Origin of the sequence: Nocardiopsis sp. NPDC058789, assembly GCF_042745575.1 — a bacterium.
Lineage (GTDB): Bacteria > Actinomycetota > Actinomycetes > Streptosporangiales > Streptosporangiaceae > Nocardiopsis > Nocardiopsis eucommiae.
This window is the reverse complement of sequence record NZ_JBHYOW010000014.1, coordinates 62,357-81,327: the sequence shown is the minus strand read 5'-3', so window position 1 is coordinate 81,327 and position 18,971 is coordinate 62,357. Positions and strand designations below refer to the sequence as shown.

General features: G+C 73.7%; 17 protein-coding genes. 5 read left to right on the top strand and 12 right to left on the bottom strand.

The features are described from left to right. Nucleotides 1-11: 11 nt before the first annotated feature. The 4 genes from ACFW3L_RS20860 to ACFW3L_RS20845 all read right to left on the bottom strand — a co-directional run bounded on the left by ACFW3L_RS20860 (nucleotide 12) and on the right by ACFW3L_RS20845 (nucleotide 3,636). Complete coding sequence (locus ACFW3L_RS20860) at nucleotides 12-866, bottom strand: biotin-dependent carboxyltransferase family protein (RefSeq protein WP_378742958.1); 855 nt, start codon at nucleotides 864-866, stop codon at nucleotides 12-14. Beyond that, nucleotides 863-1,474 carry an allophanate hydrolase subunit 1 gene (locus ACFW3L_RS20855; protein ID WP_378742956.1) on the bottom strand — a complete coding sequence of 204 codons (612 nt, stop codon included), beginning with the start codon at nucleotides 1,472-1,474 and terminating at the stop codon, nucleotides 863-865. Before ACFW3L_RS20855 ends, ACFW3L_RS20860 begins: the two co-directional genes overlap by 4 nt. A gap of 22 nt (nucleotides 1,475-1,496) precedes the next feature. After that, a complete protein-coding gene (locus ACFW3L_RS20850; protein WP_378742953.1) occupies nucleotides 1,497-2,270 on the bottom strand; it encodes a LamB/YcsF family protein in 774 nt (257 codons plus the stop codon). Between the two features lie 112 nt (nucleotides 2,271-2,382). Next, the gene (locus tag ACFW3L_RS20845) at nucleotides 2,383-3,636 is read right to left on the bottom strand and encodes an NRAMP family divalent metal transporter (RefSeq protein ID WP_378742951.1); all 1,254 of its coding nucleotides are present in this window, start codon (nucleotides 3,634-3,636) and stop codon (nucleotides 2,383-2,385) included. Nucleotides 3,637-3,818: 182 nt separating this feature from the next. Between ACFW3L_RS20845 and ACFW3L_RS20840 the strand changes: the two genes are divergently transcribed. Both ACFW3L_RS20840 and ACFW3L_RS20835 read left to right on the top strand, forming a co-directional pair. Continuing rightward, nucleotides 3,819-4,541 (top strand): GntR family transcriptional regulator, encoded by a 723-nt coding sequence (locus ACFW3L_RS20840; RefSeq protein WP_378742949.1) that lies wholly within the window; start codon nucleotides 3,819-3,821, stop codon nucleotides 4,539-4,541. A gap of 65 nt (nucleotides 4,542-4,606) precedes the next feature. Further along, nucleotides 4,607-5,392, top strand: coding sequence for an aminotransferase class IV family protein (locus ACFW3L_RS20835; protein ID WP_378742947.1), 786 nt, complete (start codon nucleotides 4,607-4,609; stop codon nucleotides 5,390-5,392). Here the strand turns inward: ACFW3L_RS20835 and ACFW3L_RS20830 are convergent. From ACFW3L_RS20830 to ACFW3L_RS20820, 3 genes are all read right to left on the bottom strand, one after another. Continuing rightward, on the bottom strand, nucleotides 5,389-7,515 hold the full coding sequence (locus ACFW3L_RS20830) for an MMPL family transporter (RefSeq protein ID WP_378742945.1): 2,127 nt from the start codon (nucleotides 7,513-7,515) through the stop codon (nucleotides 5,389-5,391). The genes ACFW3L_RS20835 and ACFW3L_RS20830 overlap by 4 nt on opposite strands. A 132-nt stretch (nucleotides 7,516-7,647) precedes the next feature. Next, nucleotides 7,648-9,126: an SDR family oxidoreductase gene (locus ACFW3L_RS20825; RefSeq protein ID WP_378742943.1), complete on the bottom strand. Its 1,479-nt coding sequence runs from the start codon at nucleotides 9,124-9,126 to the stop codon at nucleotides 7,648-7,650. Continuing rightward, entirely contained in the window at nucleotides 9,123-9,698 is a 576-nt protein-coding gene (locus ACFW3L_RS20820; RefSeq protein WP_378742941.1) for a DUF4383 domain-containing protein, read from the bottom strand. Before ACFW3L_RS20820 ends, ACFW3L_RS20825 begins: the two co-directional genes overlap by 4 nt. 93 nt (nucleotides 9,699-9,791) lie before the next feature. Between ACFW3L_RS20820 and ACFW3L_RS20815 the strand changes: the two genes are divergently transcribed. Further along, nucleotides 9,792-10,718: a MerR family transcriptional regulator gene (locus ACFW3L_RS20815; protein WP_378742939.1), complete on the top strand. Its 927-nt coding sequence runs from the start codon at nucleotides 9,792-9,794 to the stop codon at nucleotides 10,716-10,718. Here ACFW3L_RS20815 and ACFW3L_RS20810 read toward each other — a convergent pair. Then, nucleotides 10,708-11,940: a lycopene cyclase family protein gene (locus ACFW3L_RS20810; RefSeq protein WP_378742937.1), complete on the bottom strand. Its 1,233-nt coding sequence runs from the start codon at nucleotides 11,938-11,940 to the stop codon at nucleotides 10,708-10,710. The two genes, ACFW3L_RS20815 and ACFW3L_RS20810, sit on opposite strands and share 11 nt — an antisense overlap. Nucleotides 11,941-12,005: 65 nt before the next feature. On the opposite strand from ACFW3L_RS20810, the gene ACFW3L_RS20805 reads away from it, so the two are divergent. Continuing rightward, nucleotides 12,006-12,740: a class I SAM-dependent methyltransferase gene (locus tag ACFW3L_RS20805; protein WP_378742935.1), complete on the top strand. Its 735-nt coding sequence runs from the start codon at nucleotides 12,006-12,008 to the stop codon at nucleotides 12,738-12,740. Beyond that, nucleotides 12,737-14,311 carry an FAD-dependent oxidoreductase gene (locus ACFW3L_RS20800; protein ID WP_378742933.1) on the top strand — a complete coding sequence of 525 codons (1,575 nt, stop codon included), beginning with the start codon at nucleotides 12,737-12,739 and terminating at the stop codon, nucleotides 14,309-14,311. The genes ACFW3L_RS20805 and ACFW3L_RS20800 overlap by 4 nt, the downstream gene beginning before the upstream one ends. Here the strand turns inward: ACFW3L_RS20800 and ACFW3L_RS20795 are convergent. From ACFW3L_RS20795 to ACFW3L_RS20780, 4 genes are read right to left on the bottom strand one after another with little or no spacing between them, the layout of a single operon-like run. Beyond that, complete coding sequence (locus ACFW3L_RS20795) at nucleotides 14,275-15,282, bottom strand: DUF5914 domain-containing protein (RefSeq protein WP_378742931.1); 1,008 nt, start codon at nucleotides 15,280-15,282, stop codon at nucleotides 14,275-14,277. The two genes, ACFW3L_RS20800 and ACFW3L_RS20795, sit on opposite strands and share 37 nt — an antisense overlap. Before the next feature lie 46 nt (nucleotides 15,283-15,328). Beyond that, nucleotides 15,329-16,285: a phytoene/squalene synthase family protein gene (locus ACFW3L_RS20790; protein WP_378743085.1), complete on the bottom strand. Its 957-nt coding sequence runs from the start codon at nucleotides 16,283-16,285 to the stop codon at nucleotides 15,329-15,331. Further along, nucleotides 16,285-17,748, bottom strand: a complete 1,464-nt coding sequence (crtI, locus tag ACFW3L_RS20785; RefSeq protein WP_378743083.1) for a phytoene desaturase family protein — start codon at nucleotides 17,746-17,748, stop codon at nucleotides 16,285-16,287. Before crtI ends, ACFW3L_RS20790 begins: the two co-directional genes overlap by 1 nt. A gap of 53 nt (nucleotides 17,749-17,801) precedes the next feature. After that, the gene (locus ACFW3L_RS20780; protein WP_378742929.1) at nucleotides 17,802-18,890 is read right to left on the bottom strand and encodes a polyprenyl synthetase family protein; all 1,089 of its coding nucleotides are present in this window, start codon (nucleotides 18,888-18,890) and stop codon (nucleotides 17,802-17,804) included. Nucleotides 18,891-18,971 lie beyond the last annotated feature (81 nt).

Genomic DNA, 18,971 nt, shown 5'->3' with positions numbered 1-18,971 from the left:
CTGGGGCGGGTTCACGGGACGAAGCGGATCCGGGTGCCGGGGCGGGCCTGGGCGGCCTTGGGCAGCTCGGTGGAGCGCACCACCGCGATCACCGGGTAGCCGCCGGTCACGGGGTGGTCGGCGAGGAACAGCACCGGTTCGCCGCCGGGAGGCACCTGGAGCGACCCGGCGACCATGCCCTCACTGGGGAGCTCACCCTCGCGGGAGCGTTCCAGGACCGGCCCGGCGAGCCGGGCGCCGACCCGGTCGCTGCGGGAGGTCACCTCGTACTCGCCGGAGAACAGGGCCGTGACGGCCTTCTCCGTGAACCAGTCCTCACGGGGTCCGAGATCGACCCGCAGGTTCACCAGGTCCCCGCCGACCGCCCGGACGGGGGCGTGGTCCGTGTTGGGCAGGGCGGCGGGTGCCGGACCGACCGGCAGCAGGTCACCGGCACCGGGGACGTCGGGGCCCAGCCCGGCGAGCACGTCGGTGCTGCGCGAGCCGAGGACGGGCGCGACCGCCACTCCCCCGCGTACGGCCAGGTAGGACCGCAGTCCCCGCGCGGGGACGCCCAGGGTGAGCTCGGCGCCGTCCGGCAGGTGCAGGACCGTGTTGACCGCCGCACCGCGCCCGTCGACCCGGACCGGCGCCTCGGCACCGGTCACGGCGACCGTGACGGCTCCCCGGGCGCGGACCCGCAGGCCGCCGAGGGTGACCTCCAGAGCCGCGGCGCCCTCGGGGTTGGCCAGGAGCCGGTTGCCGAGGGCGTAGGAGGCGGCGTCGGCGGCGCCGGAGCGCCCGACTCCCAGGGCGGCGTGCCCGAAGCGCCCGGCGTCCTGGACGGTGGTCATCGGTCCCGTGGCCAGGACCTCCAGCGCGGTCACGAGACCTCCTCGAAGCGCACGCGGACCCCGGGGCGGAGCAGGCCGGGCGGGTCGCGTTCCAGGTCCCACACCACCGCGTCGGTCCGGCCGAGCAGCTGCCAGCCGCCGGGGGAGCTGCGCGGGTACACACCGGTGAACTCCCCGGCCAGCGCCACGGAGCCCTTCGGGACCCGGGTGCGCGCCTCGCCTCGGCGGGGCACGTTCAGGCGCGGGTCGTCACCGACCATGTAGCCGAAGCCGGGGGCGAAGCCGCAGAACGCGACGGTCCACGTGGCGGCGGTGTGGGCCCGCACCACCTCGCGCGGGCTGAGGCCGGTGAGCCCGGCGATGTCGTCGAGGTCCTGCCCGTCGTAGTGGACCGGGATGGTCACGGTCTCCCCCACGCTGCGGCTGCCGCCGGAGGTCAGGGGCAGTGCGGTGACGGCCTCGGCGACCCGCGCCGGGTCGGCGCCGGGCTCCAGCCGCAGCAGGACGGTACGGGCTGCGGGGACGACGTCGGCGACGCCGGGCAGCGGGGCGGCCTCCAGGGCCGTACCCAGGGCGATGACCTGGGAGAGGTCGCTGACCTCCACCAGGACCCCGGTGTCTGCGCACTTCAGGACGCGCAAGGACGACTCCAAATCGGGATGGTCAGGCGGACGGGTCGGTACCGGTGAAGGGCGCGATGGTGACGCCCTCGGCGCGCAGCAGATCGGCCACGGCGCGGGCGATGTCCACCGCTCCGGGGCTGTCGCCGTGCACGCACAGGGAGTCGGCCCGGATGAGGATCTCGCTGCCGTCGACGGCCTCGACGGGTTCGCCCCGGGCGATGCGCAGGCAGCGGGCGGCGATCGCCTCGGGGTCGTGCAGGACGGCGCCCGGCTCGCGGCGCGAGACCAGGGTCCCCTGCGGCGTGTAGGCGCGGTCGGCGAAGGCCTCCCGGTAGGTGCGCAGGCCCGCCTCCTCGGCCCGGTGCAGGAAGCTCGACCCGGGGAGGCCGAGGACGGGCAGGTCCGGGTCGAAGGCGCGGACGGCCTCGACGACCGCGGCCGCCTGGTCCTCGTGGTGGACGATCGCGTTGTACAGGGCGCCGTGCGGCTTGACGTAGCGGATGCGGTCGCCGCTCAGGGCGGTGAAGGCCGACAGCGCGCCGATCTGGTACAGCACCTCGTCGGTGAGCTCGGGGGGTGGCACGTCCACGAACCGGCGGCCGAACCCGGCCAGGTCCCGGTAGGCCACGTGTCCGCCGACGGCGACCCCGCGCGCGGCCGCCTCGGCCGTGGTCCGGCGCAGGACCGACGGGTCTCCGGCGTGGAAGCCACAGGCGACGTTGGCGCTGGTCACGATGGACAGCAGCGCCTGGTCGTCACCGAGCTCCCAGCGGCCGAAGCTCTCACCGAGGTCGGAGTTGAGGTCGATACGCACGTGGGTCCTCCCAGTTCTCGTACCCGCGGACGGCGCCCCCACTCCGAGGTGGTGACGCCGCCCGTGGGGTGGTGGTCCGCCCGGGACTGTGTACGCCGTCCCGGGCCCTTCGCTACTGCCAGAGCGCGGCGATGCCGCCCAGGGCGTTGACCGCCATGTAGACGGTGAGCAGCCAGGCGGCGACACCGACGACCAGCAGCCAGCGCGGGTAGCGGTAGCCGTTGAGCAGGGTCTTCGAGTGGCGTGCGGCCACCCAGAGGAGCAGCCCCAGACCCACCGGCAGGATGACGCCGTTGAGGGCGCCGGCCATGACCAGCAGGGTGCCGGGAGCCTGTCCGGAGACCAGGTAGATCGCCAGCGAGACACCGATGAACCCGGTGACCAGCTTGCCCTTGTGCCGCTCCAGCCACGGGGAGAACGTGGTGACGAAGGAGATGGAGGTGTAGGAGGCACCGATCACGGAGCTCACGGCCGCCGCCCACATGATCATGCCGAACAGCCGCATGCCGACCTCTCCGGCGGCCTGGTAGAAGGCCTCGGCGGAGGGGTTGGGCGCGTCCATGATGGCGACGCCGCCGGCGACCACGCCCAGGATGGCGAGGAAGAGGAGGACGCGCATGAGGCCGGTGACGATGATGCCGGTGACGGAGGTCTGGGTGATGGCCGCGATGTTCTCACGGCCGCCCATGCCGTTCTCGATGAGCCGGTGGGCTCCCGCGTAGGTGATGTAGCCGCCGACGGTGCCGCCGATGATGGTGATGGTGGCGAGGAAGAGGTCGCTGCTCGCCGCCTCGGGCAGCACCGACTGGCGCAGGGCGTCGCCCACGGGCGGGCTGGACACGAAGGCCACGTAGGCGGTCAGGGCGATCATCATGACGCCGAGGACCACGAGGATGCGGTCCAGGGCCACGCCCAGCCTCTTCACGGCCAGGATGACGATCGCGACGAGGGCCGAGATCGCCGCGCCCACGCGCGGGTCGAGGCCGATCATCGCGTCGAGGCCGAGGCCGGTACCGGCGATGTTGCCGACGTTGAAGATCAGGCCGCCGAAGACGATGAGGACGGCGAGCAGGTAGCCCGCTCCCGGAAGCACCTTGTTGGCGAGGTCCTGGGCGCGCATGTTGGAGACGCCGATGACGCGCCAGATGTTCAGCTGCACCGCGATGTCGACCAGGATCGACACGAGGATCGCGAAGGCGAAGGCGGCACCGAGCTGGGCGGTGAAGGTCGTGGTCTGGGTGATGAACCCGGGACCGATGGCACTGGTGGCCATCAGGAACATGGCTCCGAGGAGACCGCTGCTCAGAGTGACTCTGCCAAGCCGCAGACGCACCTTCTGATCAGGTGCGGGGGGCGCTTCGCCCATGGCTGACTCTCCAGGTGTACGGGAGTGGTGTGACGCCAACCTCATTGTTGGATTGTTGAACAATACTCCAATCTTGCACCCCAAGTAAGGCACGGATAAGTAAAATCGTGGAGTCCCGGTACGTAACATTGGTGGGACCACCCCGTCTCCGGTGTGGGCGCACGAGACAGCGGAGGGCTCACGTGACGGCGACCGAGGACCACATCGACCGGCTGCCCGTTCCCGCCCTGACCCGGCCGACCAGCCAGGCCGAACGCGTCGCCGAGCTGCTCCGCGCCTTCGTGATCGACGGCGAGCTGGCCCCCGGGGTGCGACTGTCCGAGGAGAAGCTCAGCCGCAAGTACGAGGTCTCCCGCAACACCCTGCGTGAGGCCTTCCGGCTCCTCAGCCGAGAACGCCTGCTCGTCCACCACATGCACCGCGGGGTGTTCGTCAACCGCCCCACCAGCGAGGACGTCCGCGACCTGTTCAGCGCCCGACGGTCCCTGGAACTTCCCGCCGTGCGCGGCGCGGCCGAGGCCCCGGCCGAACTCGTGCGCGCGGTGGGCGGCGCCGTCGACGAGGGGGAGCGGGCCCGGGCCCGGGAGGACTGGTGGCGGATGGGCAGCGCGAACATGCGCTTCCACGAGGCCCTCGCGGCCCTGTCCGGCAGCGCCCGGGTCAACGAGTTCATGCGTCAGGTCCTGGCCGAGACCCGCCTCGTCTTCCACGTGATGGCCGCGCCCCGCGAGTTCCACGATCCCTACCTCAAGTGGAACCGCCGCATCCACCGGGAGCTGGCCCGAGGCGACGTCGGCGCCGCCGCGGCCGAACTCAGCACCTACCTGGACACCTCCGAACAGCAGCTCGTGACCGCGTTCACCGAGATGGAGACGGGTTCCCGGACCCCGAACCCGCCGGCCTGACCACCGCGCCGAGCCACGGGAACCACCCCTGCCAGAGGTCCCGAAGTGCCAGAATGGTGTCCGTAATGGAACTGAACGGACGCCCCGTCAGCACGGGAGAACTCTCCGGCCTCGCCCTGTACGGTTACGGGCACTTCACGACCATGCTCGTCACCGACCTGCGCGTACGCGGCCTCGACCTGCACATGGAACGGCTCACCCGGGACTGCTCGGCCCTGTTCGGCGCCGAACTCGACGTCCCGCGCGTGCGCGAGCTCGCCCGCCGCTCCGCCCGGGCCCACCCGTCACCGTGCGTGGTGCGGGTGACCGTGTACGACCCCGAGCTCGACCTCGGCCGCCCCGCCGCGCGGTCCCTCCCGCAGATCCTGGTCACGACGCGCCCGGCCCCGGCCTCCACCCCGCCCCCGCTCCACCTCGGTACCCGCCAGTTCACCCGCGACGCGCCGGCCATCAAGGGCACCGGACTGTTCGGGGTGATCCGCCAGCGGCGCGCCGCCCAGCTGGACGGACTCGACGACGCGCTGTTCATGGGGGTCGACGGCCGCGTCTCCGAGGGCCCCACCTGGAACATCGGTTTCCTGGACGGCGAGGGGCTGGTCTGGCCCGAGGCGCCGTGCCTGGAGGGGGTCACCGCGCGGCTGGTCGACCGGGTCGCCGCATCGCTCGGCGTCCCGGTCGCCACCCGCCCCCTGGCGGCCGTCGCGGCCACCAGGACGGCGGGCGCCTTCGTCACCAACGCCGCCACGGGCGTGCGTCCGGTGGCCTCGATCGACGGGGTGGACCTGCCCCTCCCCGAGCTCACGGAACGAATAGCACGGGCCTACCGGGAACTTCCGGGCGACCCGCTCTAGCGGATCCGGGCCGCGCGTCCGGGCCACCACAGGCGCGGTCCCGCGTCCAACGAGAGGGCGGGCACGAGCAGGGTCCGCACCAGCAGGGCGTCCACCAGGACGCCGAAGGCGACGAGGAACGCCAGCTGCAACAGGAACAGCAGCGGGATCACGGCCAGCGCGGCGAAGGTGGCGGCCAGCACCACACCCGCCGAGGTGATCACCCCTCCCGTCACCGTGAGCGCCCGCAGGATCCCCTCCCGGTGCCCGTGCGCGAGCGTCTCCTCACGGGCGCGGGACATCAGGAAGATGCTGTAGTCGATCCCCAGCGCCACCAGGAAGACGAAGGCGAAGAGCGGCACCACCGGATCGGCGCCGGGCAGGCCGAGGACGTGGTCGAACACGAGGGTTCCCACGCCCAGGGCGGCGGCGAACGAGAGCACGTTGGCGGTCATCAGGAGCAGCGGGGCGACCAGTGACCGCAGCAGCGGGATCAGCACCAGGAAGACCACCAGCGTCACCAGGGGGACGACCACCACGAAGTCCCGCTGCGCGGTCTCCAGGGTGTCGAGGTCCGTGGCGCTCACCCCGCCGACCAGCGCGTCGGCCCCCTCGACCGTGCCGAGCTCGGCGCGCAGGTCGCGGACGGCCTCCACCGCCTCCGGGGACTCCGGATCGGCGGACAGCACCACCTCGACCAGGACCTGTCCGTCCTCCACCAGCGGCGGGGCCTCCGCACCGGGCGGGCCGGGCTCGGTGGCCGGAGCCGCCCCCTCCACCCGGGGAACCCGCTCGGCCGCGGCCACGACCTCGTCCAGGTGGCCCTCCCTGGCGACCACGAGGGCGGGCGCCGCGCTGGAGTCGGCCCCGAACCCCCGGACCAGGGCTTCCTGCCCGTCCACGGCCTCGACCTCGGTGCGGAAGACCTCCGACTGGCCGGTGCCCTGCGCGCTGAACTGCGGAGCGAACACGGCCGCCGCGAGCAGCAGGGCTGCGGTGCCCAGCCAGTAGGCGCGTGGTCGGCGCGCCACGGTGGTGGCGATCCGCCCCCAGAACGGGTGCTGGCGCAGGACCTCGTCGGTGGTGTTCCCGGCCTCCTCACGGGCACGGTGCGGAGCGGTGGGCCAGAACGCGGCGCGTCCGCACAGGGCCAGGGCGGCGGGGAGGAAGGTCATGGCGGAGAGCATCGCGGCGGCGACCCCGAGGGCGACCACCGGGCCGAGGCTGCGGGTGGAGGCGAGGTCGGCGGCGAGCAGGCAGAGCACGCCGAGAATCACCGTTCCCCCGGAGGCCAGGACCGGACCGGTGACCCCGCGCACCGCCGCGAGCACGGCCTCGGGCACCCGCTCGTGGACGGCCAGTTCCTCGCGGTAGCGGGCGACGAGGAGCAGGGCGTAGTCGGTGCAGGCGCCCACCACCAGGATGAACAGGATGCCCTGGCTCTGGCCGTTGAGGCTGACCAGGCCCGCGTCGGCGGCGGCGTAGACGAGCGCTCCCGACAGTCCGAGGGCCAGGAGCGAGGCGACGATCACCAGGACCGGGAGCAGTGGCGACCGGTAGACGGCGACCAGGATGACCAGGACCGCGACGACCGCCACGAGGAGCAGGGTCGAGTCGATGCCGCCGAAGGCCGCGACCAGGTCGGCCGCGTAGCCGGCGGGCCCGGTGACCTGGGCCTGGATCCCTGGGAGGGAGTGGTCGGCCAGGAGTTCCCGGAGTTCGGCCACGGAGTCGCCGGTGTCGTTCTCCGCGCCGATCGGGACCACGAGTTGGGCGACGGAGGGGTCCTCGGTGCCGGGCAGGGGGCCGACGACCTCGCCGGAGACCCACGACTGATCCCCGATCCGTTCTCCCAGCGCGCCCGCCTCGGCCAGCTGGGACCCCGTGAGCTCCTGGTCGGCGGAGAGGACGACGATCGCCGGGACCGTGTCGCCGCGGTCGAACTCCTCGGCCAGCTCACCGGCCTCGGTGGACTCGGCACCGACCGGCAGGAAGGCGCCGGGGTCGTTGGTCTGCACCTCGCCGAGCTTCCCGAGGAATGCGCCGAGCGGGCCCGCACCGAGCAGCCACACCAGGCTGACCAGCAGTGCGGCACCGACCCACCAGCGGGATCGACGGGGCGGGGGTGCGTGTCGTGTCGACAACGGGACTTCCTTCCGGGCACGCGTCGGCGCGGCCCCAGCTGTGGCCTATTAGCTCGAAAACCAAGTCTCTCGGATTTCTAGCTAATTCTGTCCACAACGTAGCGCATCCCGGCGTCGGCCCTCCACCGGGGCTCAGCCCCGGGCTGTCTCCTGCTCCGCGCGGGCCGCGATGTTGCTCGCCATCGAGCCGAACACGATCCCGTGGAAGGGAGTGACCGCCTTCCAGTACAGGTGCCCCGACAGTCCCCTCGGATGGAACAGCGCCCGCTGGCAGTAGACCGTGCGCCCCTCCAGGCGGGCCACGCGCAGCTCGAGCCAGGCCGGGCCGGGAAGGCGCATCTCCGCGCGCAGCCGGAGCAGCTCACCCGGGACGATCTCCTCCACCCGCCAGAAGTCCAGGGAGTCGCCCACCCGCAGGCGTTGCGGGTCGCGGCGCCCGCGCCGTGGCCCCACCCCGCCGACAGCGAGGTCGATCCAGCCCCGGGCGGCCCAGGCCAGCGGCCACGAGTACCAGCCCCGGTCGCCGCCGATCCCCTCGATCACCCGCCAGAGGCTCTCGGGAGATCCGTCCACGTACCGGGCCCGCCGGTCGGTGTACAGGCTCCCGCCGGTCCAGTCGGGGTCGGTGGGCAGTGGGTCGGAGGGGGCGCTCGGCCAGGCCGCCGAGGACCAGCGCGTGTCCACGCGGTCCTCGTCGATCCGCCGCAGCGCCAGCCGGACCGACTCGTCGAACCCGATCCGCTGGTGGTCCGGCAGGGCCTCCGCCAGGTCGTCCTCGCCCATCACCGCGTCGTGCCGCAGCGACTCCACCAGCGGCCGGGCCACCGAGGGCGGCACCGGCGTGACGAGACCCACCCACAGGCTCGACAGCCCCGGCGACAGGACCGGCACCGGGAGGATCAGTCGACGAGCCAGCCCCGCCACGGTGGCGAACCTCTGGATCATCTCGGCGTAGCTGAGGATCTCCGGTCCGCCGATGTCGAAGGTGCGGTTGGTCCCCTCGGGGAGTTCGTCCGCGCGCACCAGCAGACGGAGCACGTCCCGCACCGCGATCGGCTGCACCCGGCTGCGCACCCACCGGGGGGTGGTCATCGCCGGAAGCCGTTCGGTGAGGTGGCGGAGCATCTCGAAGGAGGCCGACCCCGACCCCAGGATGACGGCGGCGCGCAGCACCACCGCCGGGGTCGGGGCCTCCAACAGGAGGCGCCCGACCTCCTCCCGCGAGGCCATGTGCTCCGACAGCTCCGTGCCCTCGGGGGCCAGGCCCCCGAGGTAGACGACCCGTCCGGTCCCCGCCTCCCCGGCCGCCTCCGCGAACCGGCGGGCCCCCTCGGCGTCGGTGCGCACGAAGTCGCTGCCGCCGCTCATGGAGTGCACCAGGTAGTAGGCCACGTCGACACCGGCCAACGCCTCCGCCAGCCCCTCCCCGGAGACCACGTCGCCCCGGACCACCTCGACCCGGGCGCGCCAGGGGTGGTCGCGCAGCTTCTCGGGTGTGCGGGCCAGGCAGCGGACCCGGTACCCGGCGGCCAGCAGTTCGGGGACGAGCCGTCCGCCGATGTACCCGCTCGCCCCGGTCACCAGGGCCAGTCTCCCCGAGGGCGCGCTCATCCCCTGGTCTCCTCGGTGCTGTCCTCGCGTTCACGGGCCGATCGCGGTCCGGGCACGCCGTGGGCACCGCCCTCGGCCGGGGAGACGTCGGTGTTCTCCTTCGCCGCGTCCTCCTCAGGGTGGCGGTACCGCCGGAACGGATTGTCCTCCGGGAGGTTCCCCGTGAACCGGCCGTACATCCCGAAGGTGAGCAGGACCAGGCCCACCACGTAGCTGAAGATGACGTTGGGGACGCTGAAGGCCAGGATGTTGAAGTCGGTGCTCATGAGGATCAGGTTGACCAGACCGCTCACCAGGAAGGCCCCGCCGACCGTGACGCACACCGTCGACGCGAACTTGCCCCCCAGGATCGCCGCGCCCACCAGCAGCGAACCGATCGCGATGGACAGGAAGCTGAGGGCGCCGTTCGTGGACAGCCCCGCGACCACCTCGCCCTGTGTGTCGAACAACGGAAGTCTGATCATCATGCCGGCGCTGCCGAAACCCACCAGGACGAGCCCGGTGAGCCCGGCCCCGATCCGGTAGACGTGGTCCAACCGCCGGTCCGCCCGGCGCGAGGTGTCCAGATCCATGTCGTCGCCCCTTTCGGTGCTCTCAGGTCCTAGAGTCGGAGGTCAGCGGCCCGCGTCACAAGTCGCACCGCTTTCGCAACGTGTTGGGGTGCCATGACCGAAGCTCTCGGCCCGGGGGCCGTCGCCCGTCTCCTCGGCGTCGCACCGACCACTCTGCGCAGCTGGGACCGGCGCTACGGGATCGGTCCCCGTGAGCGCAGCCCGGGCGGGCACCGGCGGTACGCACCGGCGGACGTCGCCCGGCTCCGCGCACTGTGTCACCTGGTCGGCGAGGGCGTTCCCGCGGCCGAGGCCGCCCTGCGGATCCTCGCCACGGCCCCCGCCGTTCCGGAGCCGCGCGCCGAGGCCACCGGCCCCGGCACCCGGCCTACCGACGCCCTACCCACGGCCGTGCGCGAGCACACCCCGACCCTCCAGGGCCTGACCAGGGCTGCCATGCGCATGGACTCCGACCTGGTGGAACACCTGCTCCAGGCCGCCGTGGAGCGCCACGGGACCGTGGCGGCCTGGGAGAACCTGGCGATGCCCCTGCTGTACGGCATGGGCCGCCGATGGGAGGACACCCGCCGCTACGTCGAGGTGGAGCACCTGCTCTCGTGGAGCGTGTCCTCGGTGCTGCGCCGCGTGCCCGCTCCGGCGACGGCCCCCCGCGTCCGTGCCCGTCCCGTGGTCCTGGCCTGCGTGCCGCACGAGGCGCACAGCCTCCCGGTGGAGGCGCTGGCGGCGGCCCTGCGCGAGGCGGGGCTCCCCCACCGCGTCCTGGGGCCCTGCACCCCGACCGACGCCACCGTCCGCACGGTCGGCCGGATCGGCCCGCGCGCTGTGGTCCTGTGGTGTCACACGAGCGGCGAGCAGGACACGGAGACGCTGGTGGCGACGGCCCGCGCGACGGTGTCCGCGCCCGAGCGCACCGCGCTCTACACGGCCGGCCCCGGCTGGCGTGGGACCGGGGACGCCCTGCGGCTGGCGGACGGGCACCTGGGTTCCCTCGCCGAGAGCGTGCGGACGCTCAGCGGCTGACCCCCCGACCGCGCCGTGACACCCCCTCGCGCGACGGGGCCGGGACCCGCGAGCGCAGTGAGTACCAGAGGTGGTCGGCCGTGCTCAGGGACATCGCGGCGACGGGGGTGGTCAGCCCCATCACGAACTCGCGCGGCGGGCGCGAGTCCCCGTCCAGGAAGGCGAGCACGTCCCCGAGCCGGTTGGCGGCGAAGAGCCGGGTGAAGAAGTCGGCGCCCGCGACCCTGCCGCTGTCCAGCGCGCGGAGCATGACGGCGTCCATGGCGAGGTGCCTGGGGCGGTGCGGCACCGGCGGCACCGGGACCCGGCCCCGTTCCAGCGCCCGCGCGACCGCCGCGGTCTGGCGGGCCGTGCCGCTGAACGTGTAGCCGGTCGAGGGCCGGGTGGCGCCCCCCGCCGCGCCGATCCGGAACAGCCGCCGACCGACCCTGGTGCGCGGACGCGCGTCGGTCATGGGGATGGCGCCCTGCTCGGAGGCGGTGACCTCGGCGCCGTGGAGCCCGCTCCGCTCGCAGTAGTCCGTGAGGGCCCGCTCGTACTCGGCGGTGGTGAGCGCCTCCCGGCCGAACTCGGTGTACTCGACCAGAGCCTCGCGGCTGGACAGCGGAAGCACGTAGCCGAAGGCCACACCGTGTGCGGGCTGGGGCGGTCGCAGGTCCATGAGCACCGCGGCGGCGGGGTCGAAGGCGTCGTCCTTCATGCGGACGAACCATCCCCGGAAGTGCTGGAGCAGGCGGGTGCGACCGCCCTGGGGCGTACCGGGGGGCCGTGAGTCGAAGACCCAGCGGGCGGTGAGGCGCAGGTGCTCCCCTCCCGGCGCGAGCGCCCGGACGGTGGCGTGCTCGGGCCCGTCCTCCGTGTCCCGTACGAACAGCGGCCGGAACTCGACCGCCGCACCGGCCGACGCGCGCACGTGCGCGTCCACGTCGGTGGAACGCAGCATCTTGTAGGCGTACGGTCCCGCCGGGGAGCGGTGTTCCGCGCCGTCCGGGCCGATGACCGACAGGTCCTCCCACGAGGCGGCGAGCAGGTGGTCCCAGGGCCCCGGACCGGCCTCCCAGAAGCACCAGGTCCGCCGGGGCGGCGTGTGCGGACCGGGCGGGGGCTCCAGGACCGCCGTTCTGAGCGGTGGGTCGCGCCGATCGTTGATTTGCCCGAGGCGATGGGCCAAGGTGAGCCCTGCGGCTCCCGCTCCGATGATCACCACGTCGTAGTCGGCCATCCTCCCAGCATGGCCCCTACGGCGGTCGAAGTCCCCCGTCCACCCCGACCGTTTCCGGAGGACCGATGACCACCACGACAGAGCGGATGAAGACCGCCGCCGTGACCGACGAGTTCGACCTCGCCGCACCGGCCTACGACCGACTGGTCGCGTCCAGCCCCGGCTACCACCGGGACCTGCGCACGTCCGCGCGTCGGCTCTTCCTGCCGAACCGGGGCGCGGACCAGGTGCTGGTCGACCTGGGCTGCGGCACCGGGGCCTCGACCGCCGCTCTCGCACGCGAGTACCCCATGGCCCGGATCGTCGGCGTGGACTCCTCGGAGGGCATGCTCCGCCAGGCGGAGGCCAAGGGGTGGCCGAGCAGTGTCGGCTTCCACCTGGCGCGCGCCCAGGACCTCACCCCGGAGTGGGCCGAGGAGGTGGTCGGTGGCCCGGCCGACGCGGTGTTCGCCTCCTACCTGGTGCGCAACGTCCCGGATCCGGACGCCTTCCTCGCGAGGGTGCGGGCGCTGCTGCGTCCGGGCGGGCGGCTGGCGCTGCACGAGTACTCCGTGGCCGACTCCGCCTCCGCCCGCGCGGTGTGGAGCGCGGTGTGCTGGGGCGTGGTGATCCCGGCGGGCCGCGCCCTGACCGGGCGGGACGACCTGTTCCGGTACCTCTGGCGGAGCGTCCTGGACTTCGACGGCCGCGCCGCCCTGCTGGAGCGGATGCGGGCGGCGGGGCTGGGAGCGGTGGCCAGCGCGCCCATGCCGGGCTGGCGCTACGGGATCACGCACACCTTCGTGGGAGCCCGGCCGTGAACCCCGACGTCAACGACCCCCGGGCCGAGCGGATCGTCGCCCCCGCCCCGTCCGGGCCGCCCCCGGAGCGCGCGCCACGGGTCGCGGTGGTGGGCGGCGGCATCGCCGGGCTGGCGGCTGCCTGCGGGCTCGCGGAGCGCGGGGTGGACACCGTGGTGTTCGAGCGCGAGGAGGGGTTGGGCGGTCGTCTCCGGGGGTGGGACACCACTCTGGCCGACGGCGGCACGGCGACCATGAGCCGCGGGTTCCACGCCTTCTTCCGCCAGTACTACAACCTGCGGGGGCTGCTCCGGCGCGCGGATCCCGACCTGGACTCGCTGGTGCCGCTGCCCGACTACCCGCTGGTGCACCGTTCCGGGGCCCGTGACCGCTTCTCGGGTCTTCCCACCACTCCGCCGTGGAACGCGTTCGCGCTGGCGGCCACGAGCCGGAGCTTCCCGGTCTCGGAACTGGCCGCGGTGAACCTCCCGGCGGTGCTCCAGTTCCTGGACGTGGACGTCCCGGGGGTGCACGACCGCCTGGGGCACCGGAGCGCCCGGGACCTGCTGGAGGTCACCCGCTTTCCGCGCACCGCGCGCCACCTGGCCTTCGAGGTCTTCAGCCGGAGCTTCTTCGCCGCGCCCGAACGGCTCTCCGCCGCCGAGATGGCGGTCATGTTCCACGTCTACTTCCTCGGTTCGTCCGAGGGCCTGGTGTTCGACGTGCCGCGTTCGCCCTTCCCCCAGGCCCTGTGGAACCCCTTGGAGGGGTACCTGCGCCGGGCTGGAGTGGGGTTCCGGACGGCGGTGCGGGTGGAGCGGGTCACCCGTGGGGAGCGCCTGCGTCACGCGCTCACCTGGCGCGACGTCGGACGGTCCCGCCGGGAGGAGTTCGACGCGGTGGTGCTGGCCACCGACCCGCGCGGGCTGCGCGCCCTGGTGGCGGACTCCCCCGGACTCGGGACGGCGGCCTGGCGCGCACGGGTCGCGGGGGTCGCCTCCGCTCCGCCGTTCCTGGTCTCCCGGTACTGGCTGGACCGCCCGGTGCGGCCGCACCGGCAGGCCTTCCTGGCCACCGCCGGGTATCCGACGCTCGACAACGTGAGCGTCCTGGACCGCTACGAGGACCAGGCCCGCGCGTGGGCCGCCCGCACCGGAGGTTCCGTGGTCGAGTTGCACGCCTACGCGCTGCCCGGGGACCACGACCCCGACCTGGAGCGGAAGTCGCTCTGGGAGCAGGCGACGGCGGTCTACCCGGAGCTGGCTCCGGCGCGCGAGGTGGACTCCCGGCACGAGCTGCGCGCGGACTGCGCGCTGTTCCCTCCCGGCGGCTACCGGGACCGCTGCACGGTGACCACACCGGACCCGACCCTGGTGGTGGCGGGCGACCACGTCCGGGTCGACCTGCCGGTCGCCCTCATGGAGGGGGCGGCCACCACGGGACTGAGCGCCGCCAACGCGCTGCTGTCGCGCTGGGGAACGCCCGGACACGACCTGTGGACCGTGCCCCGCCAGGGGAGGGGCGCGGTCCTGAGGGCTCTGGCCCGGTCCTTCCGTCAGCCCGGCCAGCGGCCGGAGGTGCGCAGCAGGTAGCGGCGCTCCGCGTAGGCGAGGTCGTCCTTCCACAGTCGGCGGGCCACCAGCCGCATCGCCGGTCGCACCGCGCTGGCCGCGCGCCGGGCCAGGGCGAAACCGGTGCGCCCGGAGACCGCCACAGTCGCCTCGATCACGGCGGTGCGCGGGACCCCGTCGCGGTCGGCGCCCAGCGGCGTGGCGTGGGTCTCCACCACGCTGCCCGTGCCCTCCCCCTCGATGATGCGCATGACGACCGTGCGCGGTTCGGGGCAGGTGAACTCGGCACGCACGGGCACGCCCCAGCGGCCCGCCACACGGAACCCCACGTCCGCCACCAGACGGTCCGGGTCGGGGTCCGGACCCTGCGGGACCTCGGTCACCGTCAGGCCGACGAACGAGTAAGGGTGGAACCACGAACCGTGCCAGGGGTCGAGCCGGTTGGCCACCACGTCCTCCGGTTCACAGCGTCCGGCCAGGCTCTCCACCGCCGCGATGCTCGCGTCCGCCCTCGGACGCTCCGGGACCACCGGCGCCTCCGTCGGTTCCTCTCCCCCGCACCCGTCCAGGCGGACCCACACGAGCAAGCCGTCGTCGTGCGCCGGGAACGGGCTCCACCCGGGCATGCCCCCGGGCCCCAGCGAGAGTCCGTGCCAGCGGCAGACCAGGTTCCCCTCCGTCACCGCGCCCCGGCACAGGGGCGCACCCAGGTGGGGACAGGCACCCGGACCGGCGTGCACGGCCCCGTCGGGGGTGCGCCAGGCCACGAGCTCGGTTCCGGACACCACCCGGCCGAAGGGCCGGTCCGTCCGGACCTCGGAGCTGGCGGCCAGCACGAACCAGTTCCCGGAGGGCCGGGCCAGGGCACGCTTGAGCGCCCCGCCGATGACCGAGGGCGAGGCCTCGCGCCAGGTCGGGTGCTGTCGCGCCCAGACGCTTCTGGGCATGCGCCGCAGCGGCAGGCGTCGCGGCTCGGGGTCGGGCAGTGTCACGGGACCTCCTCAACGGGTCTCTGACGGTCCCTTGCGGACCGGCGGGTCAGGTGCCGACCCGGGGCCGGGGCACGGTCCGCGCCCAGAGCGCCCGGGCCAGGGCGGGCGCGGCCACGGCCAGTTTGCGGGTGTCGGAGACGCGGTGCCGCACGCTCCACACGTCGAAGTCGGCGGCGGTGATCTCGTCCAGGATGGCGCGGTAGAGCCGGAACGCGGTGGAGACACACGGTCGGGCGACCGGTGAGAGCATCGCGACGCCCGGTTCTGCCTCGCGGTAGAGGTCCTGGTTGACCTCCACGAGCGCGGCGAGGGCACCACGGACGCGCGGGTCGGGCCGACGTCCCCGGGCGCAGCGCTCCAGGAGCGGCCGGTCCACGCCGTGCGCCTCCAGCACGTCGGCGGGCAGGTAGACGCGGCCCCTGCGCAGGTCCTCCGCCACGTCACGGAGGAAGTTCGTGAGTTGGAAGGCCTCCCCCAGCGCGGCGGCGTGCGGCGCCGCCTCCTCCCTGGGCGCGGAGGTCCCCAGGACCGGCAGGACCTGGAGCCCGATGACCGCCGCCGACCCGTACATGTACTCGCGCAGGTGCGGCAGGTCCCGGTAGGCCGTGGTGTCGAGATCCATCCGCATCGAGGCCATGAACGCGGTGAAGTAGTCGCCGGGGAGCCCGTACCCCTCCACCGTGTGCGCGAGCGCACGCAGCACGGGCTCGCGCGGCTCCCCTCCCGTCAACGCGGTGTCGAGGTCGGCGCCGATCTCGTCCAGGCGGGCACGCTGATCGTCCGGCGTCGTGTCGGGGCCGGGTTCGTCGACGATGTCGTCCACCCAGCGCGCGAACCCGTAGAGGGCGTGGATGCCGGGGCGGCGCTCGGGTGGGAGCACCCGCGTCGCGGTGAAGTAGGTGCGGCCGTGGCGGGCGTGCAGCGCGCGGCACCGCAGGTAGTCGGAGCGCAGCCGCCCCGGCTCGATCCCGGCGGCGTCCAGTTCCCCGGTGGCTGAGGTCATCATCGTGCGCGCCGCTCCGTTCCGGCCACGACGCGCGCGGCCGCCAGCTTCCCTGAGACGAGGACGGTCGGCAGACCCACCCCGGGCGTGGTCCCGCACCCGGCCAGGACCGCGTTGGCGGTTCCGGGGACGGTGTTGCGCGGCCGGAAGGGCCCGGTCTGCGCGAAGGTGTGGGCGAGGGAGAAGGGGGTGCCCCGGGCCAGCCCCTGTCGGGCCCAGTCGGCGGGCGTGACCAGGTGTTCGGCGCGCACCGAGGCGTCCAGGCCGGTCATCCCCCGGGCTTCGAGGACGGCCACGATCCGGTCCCGGTAGCGGGGGCCCTCGCTGTCCCAGTCGATGTCCGCCGCGGCCAGGTTGGGCGCGGGCGCCAGGACGTACAGGAGGTGGTGCCCGTCGGGCGCCAGGCTCGGGTCGGTGAGGGTGGGCTGGGTGACCAGGAGGGAGGGGTCGCTCATGGTCCGGCCCTCGTCGATGATCTCCGTGAAGGTGCGTTCCCACTGCGTGCCGAAGGAGATGGTGTGGTGGGCCAGGTGGTCCCAGGTGCGGTCGGTGCCCAGGTGGAGCACCACGGCCGACGGGGAGTACCGGTGGGGCAGCGGGCGCCGCGAGCGGTGGTCGAGCAGACGGTGCGCGGCGGCGAGGTCGGTGGTCAGCACCACGTGGTCGCAGGGCAGGCGCTCCCCGTGCTCGGTGATGACCGCCGTGACCCGGTCTCCGCGACGCTCCAGGCGGTGTGCCGACTCCCCGTAGCGCAGGACCGCCCCGGCCTTGGCGGCGGCGCCCGCCAGGGCCTCGCCCATGGCGCGCATGCCGCCCTTCGGGAAGTGGACGCCCGCGACGGTGTCCATGTACGCGATGACGGCGTAGGCGGCCAGGGCCCGGTCCGGGGCGACCCCGGCGTAGAGCGACTGGAAGGAGAAGACGCGGCGCAGGCGCTCGTCCTTCAGGTGGCCGCCGACGACCCGGGACAGGCGGCGGAACCCGCCCATCGCGGCGAGCCGCACGAGGTCCGGGCCGAGGAGGTCGAGCGGCGAGTCGAACCGCGCGTCGATGAACGACCGCATCTCCACCTCGTACAGACGGGTGAGCCAGTCCCGGAGCCGCAGGTAGCCCACCGCCTCACGCAGGCCCGCGACCCGGGCCACCTCGGCGGCCATCCGCTCCCGGTCGGTGTGCACGTCGACGGTGGAGCCGTCGGTGAAGGACGCCCGGTAGGCCGGGGCCAGCGGCAGCAGTTCGAGCCGGTCGCCGACGGACTCCCCGACCGCCGCGAACGCCTCGTCGAGGAGTTCGGGCATGGTGAGCACGGTCGGTCCGGTGTCGACCCGGAAGCCGTCCATGTCCAGGCGCCCGGCGCGTCCGCCGGGGTGGTCCTCGCGTTCGAGCACCACGACCTCGCGTCCGGCTCCCAGCAGGTGGAGGGCGCAGGAGAGTCCGGACAGACCGGCCCCCACCACGACCACGGGTTCCCTACCGTTCCTCGCGGGCACGTCGACGGATCCTCTCGGTGTGGGTTTCACGTACGGGCCGCTGTCTCGGCGAAGCGGCGCAGGCCCTCGGAGACGGCGGGGTGGAGATCGAGTCGGCGGATCCGTCCCAGTCCGCGCTCGGCGAGCAGGCGGCATCGACGGCTGACCTCCTCGCGGGCGCCGACGCGGTCGAGCACGCGCGCCGCCTCCTCCGCGTCCTCCGGTGCGGAGGAGCGTCCGACCCGGGCGAGGGCGCGCTGGGCCGACCGGTCCCCCGCCTCCTCCGCCCTCCGGACGCCGCAGGCCAACAGGAGTGTGTTCTTGCCCTCCCGCAGGTCCTCGCCGGTCCGCTTCCCGGTGTGGTCAGGGGCGCCGTAGGCGTCCATCAGGTCGTTCCTGAGCTGGAAGGCCACGCCCACGTCGGTGCCGTACGCGCGGAGGGCGGTCACGGTGGCCTCGTCGGCCCCGGCCATCACCGCCCCCATGTGCAGGGGGCGTTCGACGGTGTAGGTCGCCGTCTTGAGCTGGTCGATGCGTACCGCCCTGTCCTCGGAGCGGTCGCCGTCGGCCTGGGCGCCGAGGTCCAGGAACTGTCCGGCGATGACCTCGGTACGCATGTCCCGCCACACCGCGTGCGCGGCGGCCCCGGTGGGCAGGTCGGCCAGGGACTCGTGGAGGAGGTCGTCGGCCCAGACCATGGCGAGGTCCCCGACGAGGATCGCCAGGGACTCGCCGTAGCGGCGCGCGTCCCCGCGCAGGCCCCTCTCACGGTGTTGTCTCGTGTACACGGCGTGGAAGGAGGGGGAACCGCGCCGGAGCGGGGCGGCGTCCATGACGTCGTCGTGCGCGAGGGCGAAGGACTGGAGCACCTCGACCGCCGAGCACGCTCGCAGCGCCGACCCGGCGACCGGCCCCGCGGCGGTGCCGCCACCGGCGAGCCACCCCCACCAGGCCAGAACGGAGCGCAGACCCTTGCCCCCGGCGAGTGTGAAGGCCGACATCCTCGCGCAGAGTTCGGCCGCGAAGTCCCCGTCGACCGCCCGTGCGGCCTCGACCCTGTGTCCGAGGTACGCGGCCAGGAGTCCGTTCACCGCCTCCCGCACCCCGTCCAGGTCGGTGGGAAGCGGTTCCTCCACGGTGTCGGCAGGCGAGACGGCGATGGCTACCCCCGGCGAGTGTCCGATTTCTCGGGAAATACCTTAAAAATCGAGCATCTT

What these genes read in the sequence shown, in the direction of transcription:
- ACFW3L_RS20845 (WP_378742951.1), bottom strand. Translation starts at nt 3,636, where the DNA reads ATGGGCGAAGCGCCCCCCGCACCTGATCAGAAGGTGCGTCTGCGGCTT.
- ACFW3L_RS20835 (WP_378742947.1), top strand. Translation starts at nt 4,607, where the DNA reads ATGGAACTGAACGGACGCCCCGTCAGCACGGGAGAACTCTCCGGCCTC.
- ACFW3L_RS20810 (WP_378742937.1), bottom strand. Translation starts at nt 11,940, where the DNA reads ATGGCCGACTACGACGTGGTGATCATCGGAGCGGGAGCCGCAGGGCTC.
- ACFW3L_RS20820 (WP_378742941.1), bottom strand. Translation starts at nt 9,698, where the DNA reads ATGGATCTGGACACCTCGCGCCGGGCGGACCGGCGGTTGGACCACGTC.
- ACFW3L_RS20815 (WP_378742939.1), top strand. Translation starts at nt 9,792, where the DNA reads ATGACCGAAGCTCTCGGCCCGGGGGCCGTCGCCCGTCTCCTCGGCGTC.
- ACFW3L_RS20790 (WP_378743085.1), bottom strand. Translation starts at nt 16,285, where the DNA reads ATGACCTCAGCCACCGGGGAACTGGACGCCGCCGGGATCGAGCCGGGG.
- ACFW3L_RS20825 (WP_378742943.1), bottom strand. Translation starts at nt 9,126, where the DNA reads ATGAGCGCGCCCTCGGGGAGACTGGCCCTGGTGACCGGGGCGAGCGGG.
- ACFW3L_RS20805 (WP_378742935.1), top strand. Translation starts at nt 12,006, where the DNA reads ATGACCACCACGACAGAGCGGATGAAGACCGCCGCCGTGACCGACGAG.